14 protein-coding genes are annotated in these 11,905 nt (G+C 65.3%); 8 read left to right on the top strand and 6 right to left on the bottom strand.

The genetic code is table 11. The features are described from left to right. Window positions 1–4: 4 nt before the first annotated feature. Window positions 5–1,216, bottom strand: a complete 1,212-nt coding sequence (locus O6Y00_RS05590; RefSeq protein WP_353441612.1) for a toxic anion resistance protein — start codon at window positions 1,214–1,216, stop codon at window positions 5–7. Window positions 1,217–1,368: 152 nt separating this feature from the next. Between O6Y00_RS05590 and O6Y00_RS05585 the strand changes: the two genes are divergently transcribed. The 3 genes from O6Y00_RS05585 to typA all read left to right on the top strand — a co-directional run bounded on the left by O6Y00_RS05585 (window position 1,369) and on the right by typA (window position 5,796). Then, window positions 1,369–2,382 (top strand): zinc-binding alcohol dehydrogenase family protein, encoded by a 1,014-nt coding sequence (locus O6Y00_RS05585; protein WP_353441611.1) that lies wholly within the window; start codon window positions 1,369–1,371, stop codon window positions 2,380–2,382. A 408-nt stretch (window positions 2,383–2,790) separates the two neighbouring features. After that, window positions 2,791–3,756, top strand: a complete 966-nt coding sequence (locus O6Y00_RS05580; protein WP_353441610.1) for a hypothetical protein — start codon at window positions 2,791–2,793, stop codon at window positions 3,754–3,756. A 195-nt stretch (window positions 3,757–3,951) separates the two neighbouring features. Further along, entirely contained in the window at window positions 3,952–5,796 is a 1,845-nt protein-coding gene (typA, locus tag O6Y00_RS05575; RefSeq protein WP_056051990.1) for a translational GTPase TypA, read from the top strand. A gap of 291 nt (window positions 5,797–6,087) precedes the next feature. Here typA and O6Y00_RS05570 read toward each other — a convergent pair whose 3' ends face one another. Together O6Y00_RS05570 and O6Y00_RS05565 are read right to left on the bottom strand one after the other, a co-directional pair. Continuing rightward, window positions 6,088–7,056, bottom strand: a complete 969-nt coding sequence (locus O6Y00_RS05570; protein WP_353441609.1) for a diguanylate cyclase domain-containing protein — start codon at window positions 7,054–7,056, stop codon at window positions 6,088–6,090. A 131-nt stretch (window positions 7,057–7,187) separates the two neighbouring features. Next, window positions 7,188–7,865 (bottom strand): L,D-transpeptidase family protein, encoded by a 678-nt coding sequence (locus O6Y00_RS05565; RefSeq protein ID WP_353441608.1) that lies wholly within the window; start codon window positions 7,863–7,865, stop codon window positions 7,188–7,190. Between the two features lie 210 nt (window positions 7,866–8,075). Here O6Y00_RS05565 and O6Y00_RS05560 point away from each other — a divergent pair, with 210 nt between their 5' ends. After that, a complete protein-coding gene (locus O6Y00_RS05560; RefSeq protein WP_353441607.1) occupies window positions 8,076–8,474 on the top strand; it encodes a hypothetical protein in 399 nt (132 codons plus the stop codon). 143 nt (window positions 8,475–8,617) lie between these two features. Next, window positions 8,618–8,878, top strand: a complete 261-nt coding sequence (locus O6Y00_RS05555; protein ID WP_353441840.1) for a DUF3297 family protein — start codon at window positions 8,618–8,620, stop codon at window positions 8,876–8,878. A gap of 57 nt (window positions 8,879–8,935) precedes the next feature. Here the strand turns inward: O6Y00_RS05555 and O6Y00_RS05550 are convergent, their stop codons facing one another. After that, window positions 8,936–9,502 (bottom strand): TMEM165/GDT1 family protein, encoded by a 567-nt coding sequence (locus O6Y00_RS05550; RefSeq protein WP_353441606.1) that lies wholly within the window; start codon window positions 9,500–9,502, stop codon window positions 8,936–8,938. A 3-nt stretch (window positions 9,503–9,505) separates the two neighbouring features. Next, window positions 9,506–9,835: a hypothetical protein gene (locus tag O6Y00_RS05545; RefSeq protein WP_353441605.1), complete on the bottom strand. Its 330-nt coding sequence runs from the start codon at window positions 9,833–9,835 to the stop codon at window positions 9,506–9,508. A gap of 193 nt (window positions 9,836–10,028) precedes the next feature. On the opposite strand from O6Y00_RS05545, the gene rpmG reads away from it, so the two are divergent. After that, complete coding sequence (rpmG, locus tag O6Y00_RS05540) at window positions 10,029–10,196, top strand: 50S ribosomal protein L33 (protein WP_055881863.1); 168 nt, start codon at window positions 10,029–10,031, stop codon at window positions 10,194–10,196. Window positions 10,197–10,531: 335 nt separating this feature from the next. On the opposite strand, the gene O6Y00_RS05535 is transcribed toward rpmG, so the two are convergent. Further along, entirely contained in the window at window positions 10,532–10,894 is a 363-nt protein-coding gene (locus O6Y00_RS05535) for a response regulator (RefSeq protein WP_353441604.1), read from the bottom strand. Between the two features lie 36 nt (window positions 10,895–10,930). On the opposite strand from O6Y00_RS05535, the gene O6Y00_RS05530 reads away from it, so the two are divergent. Beyond that, complete coding sequence (locus O6Y00_RS05530) at window positions 10,931–11,215, top strand: DUF3572 domain-containing protein (protein WP_353441603.1); 285 nt, start codon at window positions 10,931–10,933, stop codon at window positions 11,213–11,215. Next, window positions 11,212–11,838 (top strand): HAD family hydrolase, encoded by a 627-nt coding sequence (locus O6Y00_RS05525; protein ID WP_353441602.1) that lies wholly within the window; start codon window positions 11,212–11,214, stop codon window positions 11,836–11,838. The genes O6Y00_RS05530 and O6Y00_RS05525 overlap by 4 nt, the downstream gene beginning before the upstream one ends. Window positions 11,839–11,905: the final 67 nt, after the last annotated feature.

Below are 11,905 nucleotides of genomic sequence, written 5' to 3'. Positions count from 1 at the left end.
AGGGTTACATCGCCTCCAGCTTGAACGGGCTAGGCGACGGTCCGCCGAGCTGGCCTTGGGTGGCGCCTTCAGCCCGCGCGATATAGCCACGGGACTTATCGACCTCATTCGACAGCGCGCCGACCGTGACCTTCATCGAATCGAGCGCCTTCAGCTTGAACACGTCGATCGCATCCATCGTGTCGTAAATATTCTGGAACGCACGTTGCAGCGTCTCCAGCGAGATCGTCGCCGACGCGGCCTGTTCGTGGATCTGCGCAGTCTGCGATTTGAGCAGCTTGCCGGTCGAATCGATGATGTTCGCGGTGGTCGTGTTGAGCGCGGTGATCTGCTCCAGCACCAGCTTCTGGTTGGTCAGCGCCTGCGCCACCGTCACCGCGGTGCGCAGCGCGGACACGGTCGTGGTCGACGCGCGATCGACGCCCTTCACCAGCTCGACATTGTTCTTCTTGACCAGATCGAGCGCGAGATAGCCTTGCACGGTGACCGCCATCTGCGTCAGCAGATCCTGCGTCCGCTGCCGCGTATAGAACAAAGCCGTCTCGCGGATCGCCTTCGCCTTGGCGGGGTCGGTATGGTCGAGGTCGTTCGCGACGTCCTCCAGCTTTGTATCCATCGTCTTCGACAGATGGATCATCTGCTCGAGCCGACCCATCGCCGCCCACAAATTCGCGCGCTCGGTATCGATTGCGGCATTGTCCATCAGCAGCTCGTCCTTGCCCGAGCCGAGGCTCTTCAGGATCTGCGCGATGTGCGTCTGCGACGACTTATAGCCGTCGAAATAATTGCGCATCTTGCCACCGAACGGGATGATCCCGAACAGCTTCTGCGGCGCGGTGAGGTTGCCCTTCTTGCCGGGATCGAGATCCTCGACGACGCGGCGCAGCTCGGCGAGGTCCTTGCCGACACCGGTCTCCTGATCCATCGCCTTGACCGGGCGATCGAGAAAGCGGTTCGACTGGCCGGCGGCGTCGCGGATTTCCTTCGCGCCCATCGCCGTGATCGCGTCGACGCGCTTGCCGAATTCGGGCGAATTGACGTCCTGCGCGACGAGATCGGTGACGAAGCCCGACACGCGCTCCTCGAGCTGCGACTTCACGCCGGCATCGACGGGCACGAGGCCGGACGCCTTTGCGGCCGCGACCGTGGGCACCGGATCGGGCGGGGTCAGCACCAGGCTAGGCTCTTCCGTCAGCGTGTTCGGGGTCGTCGCCATGCTTGTGTCTCCGTTCGGTGGCGCATCGTGGCTGCAACCCGCCCCGCGTTCAAGTGGCGTATATAGATAATACACTTAGGCTTGCCAACCGCTCTCCTTGAAACCGGGCGCGCGCGTGGACAGCTTGTCGGCGACATCACAGGAGTTCCAGCATGCGCGCCATCGGCTATACCAAGTCGCTCCCGATCGACGATCCGCAGTCGCTCGTCGAGCTCGATCTCCCCAAGCCCGAGGCGACCGGCCGCGATCTGCTGGTCGAGGTGAAGGCGGTCTCGGTCAACCCGGTCGACACCAAGATCCGCCAGCGGCGCGAAGATCCCGACGGCAAGCCGCAGGTGCTGGGCTGGGACGCATCGGGCGTCGTCGTCGCGATCGGCCCGGACGTGACCGGGTTCAAGGTCGGCGACGACGTGTTCTACGCAGGCGCGATCGACCGGCCGGGTACCAACTCGGAGTATCACCTCGTCGACGAGCGCATCGTCGGCCACAAGCCGGCATCGCTCGACTGGGCGCAGGCGGCGGCGCTGCCGCTGACCTCGGTCACCGCGTGGGAGACGCTGTTCGACCGGCTCGACGTGCGCAAGCCCGTCCCCGGCGCGGCGAACGCGATCCTGATCATCGGCGGTGCGGGCGGAGTCGGCTCGATCACGATCCAGCTCGCGCGACAGCTCACCGACCTGACCGTGATCGCGACGGCGTCACGCGACGAGACGCGCGGCTGGGTCGAGGCGCTCGGCGCGCATCACGTGATCGACCACCGCAAGCCGCTCGCCGCGCAGGTCGAGGCGCTCGGGCTCGGCGCGCCGGGGTTCGTGTTCTCGACGACGCATACCGACGAACACATCGCCGAGATCGGCGAACTGCTGGCGCCGCAGGGTCGGCTGGCGCTGATCGACGATCCGAAGACGCTCGACATCGTGCCGCTGAAGCAGAAGTCGATCTCGGTGCACTGGGAACTGATGTACACGCGCTCGCTGTTCCAGACCGCGGACATGGGCGAGCAGGGGGTGTTGCTCGACGAGGTCGCGCGGCTGGTGGATGCGGGGACGATCCGGACGACGCTGGCGGAGAATTTCGGGCGGATCGACGCGGCGAACCTGCGCAAGGCGCACGAGCGGATCGAGAGCCACACGGCCAAGGGGAAGATCGTGCTGGAGGGGTTCTGACGCACCGCAAGTCATCCCCGCGCAGGCGGGGATCCATACAGGCTGGCCTCGATATAAAGTCGCTAGCCTCCTGAGAATATGGGTCCCCGCCTCCGCGGGGATGACTTGCAAGGGTGTGCACCACCCCGGCGAAGGCCGGGGCCCAATTGGGGGACGCTGCTAACGGATGGCGACGCTCCATTATTGCCACCTTTCCAATTGGGCCCCGGCCTTCGCCGGGGTGGAGAGGTTGGAGGGCGGGACGCTTCTTCCTGTTCCCTCGCGAACGCGGGGGCCCAGGAGCCAAAGACGTTACCGTTTGTAACCCTGGACCCCCGCCTTCGCGGGGGGAACGGCTTTGGGCTGGTGTGGGGCACATCGCCCGTCGAATGAGACTGGCGGCGGCGCAAACACACGATACTCTACACCATGCTCCGCCCGCTGATCCTCGCGCTCGCCCTCCTCCCCGCGGCGGCCACGAATCGTCCCCCGCCAGCCGATCCGCTCACCGCCACGATCCACACCGAAGACGCCGACCGCTTCGCGACCCTCTTCGCCAAAACCAAAAGCAAGCTGACCGCTGCGCAACTCAAGCGCGAGTATCTCGACAAGGGCAGTTTCGGGATCGGCGTCTTCACCCCCGGCCGTATCGTCGACGCGGACACGCTAGCGCGCGCCATCGCCGCCAACCCGACCCGCTACGCGCAAGCGATCAAGACCTGCCTCCCCGCCGCCAAGGCCGCCACTGCCGACCTCCGCGCGATCTACCTCGGCCTCCACGGCGCGCTCCCCGACGTGAAGCTCCCGCAAGTCTATATAGTCTTTGGCGCGAACACCTCCGGCGGCACCGCCAAGCCGGGCGCGCAAGTCCTGGGCCTCGAAGTGCTGTGCCGCATGTCACCGACGCCCGAAAAACTGCGCCAGACGCTCCGCCATTTCTTCGCACACGAGACGGTGCATTCGTTCCAGCAGGACGCCGGCATGACGCTCGCCCGCGACCCGCTGCTCACCGCGATCCTCGTCGAGGGCGCCGCCGATTTCATCGCGCAACTCGTCACCGGCGAGGAACCCGACGCCGCGCGCGCCGCCTGGGCTACCCCTCGCGAGGCGGAACTCTGGCGCCAGATGCAGGCCGACATCGCGCTCACCCGCATGCTCACCGACAAGGACGACCCCGAGGAGGGCTCACCCGAAGCCAAGGCGTACGCGCGCTGGATCGGCAACTACTCCACGCCGCCCGCCGGCTGGCCGCCCGAACTCGGCTATTGGATGGGGCTGCGAATCTGGCAGCGTTACTATGCTGCCGCCCCTGACAAGCACGCCGCGCTGAGGGCAATGCTGGCGGTCCGTGATCCCCGTGCTATTCTCGCCGCCGGACCATACAAGCGCCGTTGATCCCGCGCGCTCCGTCATCCTGACGAAAGTCAGGACCCAGAGCGGCGGAGGCAGCTTTTGTTACCCTGGGTCCTGACTTTCGTCAGGATGACGGAAGGGGTGGAAAGCCCTCAAACCAAGCCCGGTCTTCCCGCGGCGCAACAATTACGCTATGGCGCGCGCCAACCCCGTTCCTCGTTTCAAGAGAATACATTCATGAGCCTCCGCAACGTGGCGATCATTGCGCACGTCGATCACGGCAAGACGACGCTGGTCGACCAGCTCTTCCGCCAGTCCGGCACCTTCCGCGACAACCAGCGCGTTGAAGAGCGCGCAATGGATTCGAACGACCTCGAAAAAGAGCGTGGCATCACCATTCTCGCCAAGCCGACCTCGGTCGACTGGACCCCTCCCGGCGAGTCCGAGAGCATCCGCATCAACATCGTCGACACGCCCGGCCACGCCGATTTCGGCGGCGAAGTCGAGCGCATCCTGTCGATGGTCGACGGCGTCGTCCTGCTGGTCGATTCGTCGGAGGGCGCGATGCCGCAGACCAAGTTCGTCACCGGCAAGGCGCTGGCACTCGGCCTGAAGCCGATCGTCGTCGTCAACAAGGTCGATCGTAACGACGCGCGCATCCAGGAAGTGCTCGACGAAGTGTTCGACCTGTTCGTGTCGCTCGACGCGAACGACGACCAGCTCGACTTCCCCGTGCTCTATGCATCGGGTCGCAACGGCTATGCCTCGACCGACATGGACGCGCGCGAAGGCACGCTGATCCCGATGTTCGAGACGATCGTGAAGCACGTGCCGCCGCCCGCCGTGGAAGTCGCCGGTGTGCCGTTCACCTTCCTCGTCACGCTGCTCGACCGCGATCCGTTCCTCGGCCGCGTCCTCACCGGTCGCGTCAATTCGGGTACGGTGAAGACCAACCAGGCGATCCACGCACTCGATAACGACGGCAAGATCATCGAGACCGGTCGTGCGTCCAAGATCATGTCGTTCCGTGGTCTCGAGCGCGTTCCCGTCGACGAGGCCAAGGCCGGCGACATCATCTCGCTGGCAGGTCTCTCGGTCGCTACGGTTGCCGACACGATCGCCGACATCACGGTGACCGAGCCGCTGCACGCGCAGCCGATCGATCCCCCCACGCTGTCGATGCGTTTTGCCGTGAACGATTCGCCGATGGCGGGCCGCGAGGGCAGCAAGGTGACGAGCCGCATGATCCGCGAGCGCCTGTTCCGCGAAGCCGAGTCGAACGTCGCCGTGAAGGTGACCGAGGCGGCCGATAAGGACAGCTTCGAAGTCGCCGGCCGCGGCGAGCTTCAGCTGGGCGTGCTGATCGAGACGATGCGCCGCGAAGGTTTCGAGCTGGGCATCTCGCGTCCGCGCGTGCTGTTCGGCGAGGACGAGAACGGCAAGAAGACCGAGCCGTACGAGACCGTCATCATCGACGTCGACGAGGAGCATTCGGGCACCGTCGTCGAGAAGATGAACACGCGTAAGGCCGAGCTGACCGACATGCGTCCGTCGACCGGTGGCAAGACCCGCATCACCTTCTCGGCGCCGTCGCGCGGGATGATCGGCTATCACGGCGAGTTCCTGTCCGACACGCGCGGCACGGGCATCATGAACCGGCTGTTCGAGAAGTACGGTCCGCACAAGGGCGCGATCGAGGGTCGCAAGAACGGCGTGCTGATCTCGAACGGTTCGGGCGAGGCGAACAACTATGCCCTCGGTCCGCTCGAAGAGCGCGGCATCCTGTTCGTGGGCCACGGCGAGGCGCTCTATGAGGGCATGATCGTCGGCGAGAATGCCAAGCCGGACGACCTCGAGGTCAACCCGATGAAGACCAAGGCGCTGACCAACTTCCGCGCCTCGGGCGGCAAGGACGACCAGGTCCGCCTGTCCCCGCCGAAGCGCGCGACGCTGGAGCAGGCGATCGCGTACATCGACGACGACGAGATGGTCGAAGTCACGCCGAAGTCGATCCGCCTGCGCAAGCGCTTCCTGGATGCGAACGAGCGCAAGCGCGCTAGCCGCGCTAAGCAGAGCGCCTAAGCCTGGCACGGCGAAGCCGGCCAAGCTTACAAGCTCGGCCGGCCTCGCTCAGGCGAGGTCCGACGACGCGGCTTTGCCGTGTCGCGCTGGCTAGGAAATGCAGAAGGGCCGGGGGGAAACCTCCGGCCTTTTTATTTGGATGGCGCCCCTAACGATCCTCCCCCGCCAGGGGGAGGTGGCACCGAAGGTGACGGAGGGGGGGGCACGGAGCAGAGGGAATCGCTTACCTCCCCCTCCGTCTGGCAAGTGCCAGCCACCTCCCCCTGGCGGGGGAGGATCGCAAGCGCGCCCTCACTTCACCAGTCGCATCATCCGCTTGGCCTCACCGCCCGGCACCCCGACCCGGAACGTGTTCCGCCCCGCCGTCTTCGCCGCGTACAGCGCCGCATCGGCTACCGCGAACATCGCCTCCGCATCATAGGCGTAAGCATCGCCCGCCGCCGCGATCCCCGCCGACGCGCCAACCCGTAAAATCTCCCCCGCCCACGCGATCGGCGTCCGCAGATCGGCCAGTGCCGCGGCAAGTCGCAGTTCGAGCGCCGCCCCCAGCGTTTCCGCTCCCACCAGCGCCGCGAACTCGTCGCCACCGATCCGCGCGATCATCGGCGCGTCCGGAAAGCCGACCGCCAGCCGCTCCGCCACCACGCGCAAGCACGCATCGCCAGCGGCATGCCCGTACCGGTCGTTGACCTGCTTGAAGCCATCTACGTCGAACAGGATCAGCGCCCCCAGCGGCGCGAGTCCAGACCCGCCCGCCGGCGCATCCAGGAACCGGCTTTGGAACACCGCGCGGCTTGCCAGCCCGGTTAGCGCATCATGCTCGGCAAGCCGCCGCATCGCCTCCCAGCGCAGTTTCTCGTCGGTAATGTCCTGCTTCAATCCATATAGCCGCCGCGCGCGCCCGTCCTCGACCACGACATCTCCGGTCAGGCGCATCCACCGGTGCGCGCCGTCCGTGCGAACGATCTCCGCATCCAGCGAGAAGCGTCCACCGCCGGCAATGGCGCGGTCACGCAAGGTCTCCATCATCTGCCGCGACTCCTCGGCATACATCGCGGCGGTCTCACGGCGGTCGACAACCGCGTCGGCGGGCAGCCCGAACAGATCGTAAACGCCCGCTGTCCAGCATAAAGACGAGTCCGCGAGTTCGCATGCCCAGGCGCCAATCCCGGTCAGAGCCAGCGCGCGCTCGATCAGCGCACTCTTGTCGAACCGGCCATCGGACAAGGGCGGCGACCAGCAACTGATCGCCGTGCTCATGATCGTCGTCCGGTACATCTGCGCCTGAAGTCCATGTCGGCGATCCTACCAACGGAGCCGTTAAGGCATCGACGCGATCCGGGCGCTATTTACGTACAATGGTCGCTGAACCGGTTTCAGACGATCCGCTTTCAGGCGGCGGTGATCCGCCCGCCGCGCGCCAGCGTCTCGCCGCTCGTGACGATCACCCGATCACCGAGCTTCACCTGCGCGAATATCAGCTTGGCGAGCGGGGTCGGGATCCCGACACAGCCATGCGTCGCGTACTTCCCATCCATCAATGCGCTGCCATGGATCGACACGCCGTCGTTGGTCAGCCGCAACATATACGGCATCGGTGCGCCGTAGAGGTTCGACACGTGATGCGCGTCCTTCTGCGTGATCGTGAACACGCCGAGCGGGGTGGGCTTCTCGTCCGCGCCATAGATCACCGCGGCCGTCCCGATCTCATACCCTGCGCGAAAGATCGACAGCGTCTGTGCGACCAGGTCGACGGTGATCACGATCGGTCCCTCGGGTACGCCAGCGGTATCCCAGTAATAGTCGCCATGCCTTAGCGGCTCGGGCACGTTCAGCACCCGCTTCACGACATACGCATCCACCGGATCCGCTTTAGCGACGACGGGCGTGGGCGAGGGGGCGGTTGCGGGCTTGGCCTTGGGACGGACGATTGCGGTCCGGGCGACCCGCACGGGTTCCGTCGCGCGGACTCGCACCGGCGAGCCCGAGAGGGCAAATCCCGCGATCAGCACGCCGCTGGCGGCCAATACGGAGAAGGCGATCGTTCGCGTCGAAATGGTGCTGCGCATGCGCTTTCCATACGCCGTAATCGTGAACAATGCGCTCGTGACGATCACGCGGTCGGGTCCCCTCATGGGACGGCAATATTCCACCTATACCGTGGGTTAACGGCCCGTTCCGCACCGGTTCAGACCGACTCGCATAAAGCATGAAACACGGTCGCACACTCATGCGTTTGAGCCACTTGGACCGGCGTAACTGGTATTGGAGGTTCGGAAATGAACGGATTCATGAAGAAGGCAGGTCTCAGCATCGCGCTTGTGGCAACTGCATTGACTGCTGCGGCGCCGGCCGACGCTCAGCGTTGGGGCCGTGGTGGCTATGGTCGCGGCTGGGGCGGCTATCATCATCGTGGCGGCGGTAACGCAGCCGGTGCGGCGGTGCTCGGCGGTATCCTCGGTCTTGGCGTCGGCGCGGCGATCGCGAGCAGCAACAACCGCAATCGCTACTACGACCGCGGTTATTACAATGGCGGTTATTACGCACCGCCTCCGGTCACCTATTATAATCCGCCGGTGCGGACCTACTACCGCGAGGACTATCGTCCCCGGTGCTGGAACGAGTGGCGGGTCGATCCCTATTATGGCGACCGTGTGCAGGTGCAGGTCTGCAGTTGAACTGAATACAACGTTGAAGAGCGGCGTCGGGAGATATCCCGGCGCCGCTTTTTTGTGGCGGAGCGACCGTGCTTGCCGCTAGACGCGCGACCATGACCGACACGCCAAACACGCCCGAAACCGAAATCGACACTCCAGTCGCTGTGGACGACACGCCCCCCGATCGCCTGTCGATCAACCAGCGCAGCCCGTTCTTCCAGCAGGACCTGCTCGAGCGCGGCATCGGTATCCGCTTCAAGGACAAGGTGCGCCACGACGTCGAGGAATATTGCATCTCCGAAGGCTGGATCCGCGTCGCGCTCGGCAAGAAGGTCGACCGCAACGGCAACGCGCTGACGTTGAAGCTGGTCGGGCCTGTCGAGGCCTGGTTCGAACGACCGGCGACGGAAGCCGAGCAAGGCTGAACCGCCTCTCGGTTCGGTCGACGAAGCGAACGTCCGGCGCCCCCGTGGCGTCCGCGTTCAAACCAGCCGAAGCGCGCCGAGGGCGAGTATGAGCCCGAAGATCAGGAATAGTCCCCCGATCGCGATCCTGATCGGCTTGAGCGGCAGGCGCAGCCATGCGGCCTCTCCCATGAGCGCCGCGGGTACGACGACGACCAGCGAACCGATCGTCGCGCCGATCGCGGCGAGTGCGGGCACCGGAGTCCGCGCCGCCAGCGTCAGGACGATGAATTGTACGCCGTCGCCGAACGCGAGGATGAACAGCCCGAGCAGCGCGGTCGCGACTGCGCCGATCTTCCAGCGGTCGAGGCGGTCAGGGCATTTGGCGGGGAAGAACGCGCCACCACCCTGCAGCAGCATCGCGACCGCGAGCATCAATTGCTGGGCGTTAGGCGCGAGCTTCGGGCCGATCACCGCCCCCAACGTCGCTGCGAGACCGCTGGCCGCAAGGATCGCGAGCGTCGCCATCGCGATGACCAGTCCGGGTCGCCGGTGACGGTCCGAGAGGATCGCGGCAAGCCACGCGGTACGATCGCCGACCTGCGCGAATGCCGCGGCGACGAGGGCCGCCATCAATGCGTCCATGAATTATCCAGCGAGACGAACCGAGCACGCAGCCGCGAACGCGTGGCAGGCCTGCAGGTCCTGGCGTTCGCAGCCGACCGCATCGCGCAGGATGCCAAGCCAGCCATGGACGAGCGCGCCATGCTCGCCACGCGACAGCGCCGAGTCGACGAAATGCGCGACGGTGACCGCGGGGTTGAGGCCGTTGCTGTGCGCGATCACCCGAATCGCGTCGATCTCGGTGGCGATGTCGCAGGGGCGGGCATAGGGCGCGCGGACGTCGATCGCGGCGATGCGCGCGGCCAGATCGGCCTTGACCGCACCGAGGTCGTCGATTCGTAAAGCTTGCCCCATGATCCCTGCTCCTTGTTATTCTGTCGACAGGATGCACCTCGGGTGGTGAATAGCGAGTTAAATGCGGGCTGACGAAGCATGCGGCGCGCGGAAAGCTTGACTTCGCCGCGGCTGTCCGCCATGCGCGGGGCTTGATCGAGCGGCGGCATCAGTTCGCCGCTTTCGCATTTTCAAGCCATAGGAATTTGGGCTCATGGCCAAGCCAACGACCGTCAAGATCAAGCTGCTCAGCACCGCTGACACTGGCTTCTTCTATGTCACCAAGAAGAACCCCCGTACCAAGACCGAGAAGCTCTCCTTCTCGAAGTACGACCCCGTCGTGCGCAAGCATGTCGAGTTCAAGGAAGCCAAGATCAAGTAATCCGGTCGGCGGTGCAAGCCGTCGTCTGATTGCTACGAATCGAAAAGCCGCGGGTAACCCCTGCGGCTTTTGGTGTTTGTAGTTCCTCCCCTCCGTTCGTCTTCCACATCCCGTTCGTCCTGAGTAGCCGTCGAGTAGTCGCCGTAGGCGGCGTATCGAGAGGGCGTATCGAAGGGCAGGTTGGCGGGTGGAGCCCATGCTTCGATACGAGCCCTCGATACGCTTCTGCGAAGCTACTCGGTCTCTACTCAGCACGAACGGAGTGGCGGCAAGGCGCCGGATTATCGGTCGATATGGCAGGCTGGGTCGAGGCGAACGGCGCGCCCTCTCCCGCTTCAGACCAGCGCCCCGACCGCATCCATGAACCGCGCCAGGCTGATCGGCTTCGACACATACGAGTCCGCCCCTGCCGCCCGGATGCGCTCCTCGTCCTCGCGCCCGGCATAGGCCGTCACCGCCATCACCGGAATCGCGCGCAACTCCTCGTCCGCCTTCAGCTCCAGGATGATCTCGTACCCCGTGACATGCGGCATCTGGATGTCCATGATGATCAGGTCGGGGGTGAAATCCCGCGCTCGTGCAACGGCTTCGCGGCCGTCGCGCACGGGTTCGACGGCGAACTGATGCGCGCGCAACAGGTCGCAGAATAGTTTGAGGTTCAGTTCGTTGTCCTCGACAACGAGCACCTTCTTTGTCACCGATCCACCTTATCCGGAAAGAAGGCTTGATAGGCAATGCGCGACCGCGATTCAAACGAAGACGCCGAGGCACTGGCGCTGCGCGCATTGGTGTGGACGCTGATCGAGCCCGACCGGGCGATGCGGTTGCTGTCGGTCACCGGCCTCGACCCGCACGATTTGCGCGCACGGGCAAGCGATCCGACCGTGTTGTCGGCCGCGCTCGGTTTCCTGGAGAATTACGAACCCGATCTGATCGCGTGCGCTGAATCGCTCGGCGTGAAACCCGAATCGCTGGTGCGCGCCCGCGCCAAGCTGGACAACGGAGAGTTCGAAGCATGAGGCCGCTGCTGATCAGCGATTGCGACGAAGTGCTGCTGCACATGGTCAAGCATTTCGGCGTCTGGCTCGACGAGCGCCACGATATCGACTTCGCGATCCAGCACGGTGATTTCTCGACTGCGATGACCCGCCGCGATGGCGGCCCGCCGCCGTCGCGCGAGGATATGTGGGCGATGCTCGGCGAGTTCTTCCCCGCCGAGATGCACCGCCAGACGCTGGTGCCGCACGCGGTCGCGGCGCTGGAGCGACTGGCGCAGGTGGCGGACATCGTCATCCTCACCAACCTCCAGGACGAATGCCGCCAGCCGCGGATCGAGCAGCTGGCTAAGTTCGGGATCGAGCACCGGGTCGAGTGCAACCAGGGCGGCAAGGGTACCCCGGTTTCGCGGCTGGTCGAGGAATACGGCTCGCCGGTGACGGTATTCGTAGATGACCTTGCGGTGCACCACGAGTCGGTCGCCAAGCACGCGCCGGGGGTGCACCGGCTGCACATGGTCTCCGAGCCGACGCTGGCGGTGAGCGTGCCGAAGGCGGAGCATGCTCACGCACGGATCGACGACTGGCGCGAGGCGGCGGACTGGATCGCGGCACGGTTCGAAGCGGGTTTGCCGGCGGGGACCTAAAGACCTCGTTGAAAGGTGCCGAGGACCAGCAATCCTCCCCCGCAAGGGGGAGGTGGCAGGCGCAGCC

Source organism: Sphingomonas faeni, assembly GCF_040407565.1.
In the GTDB taxonomy this organism is placed as follows: Bacteria; Pseudomonadota; Alphaproteobacteria; order Sphingomonadales; family Sphingomonadaceae; genus Sphingomonas; species Sphingomonas faeni_F.
Note: the sequence above shows the minus strand (reverse complement) of the source record. Positions and strands in the feature narration are given on the sequence as shown.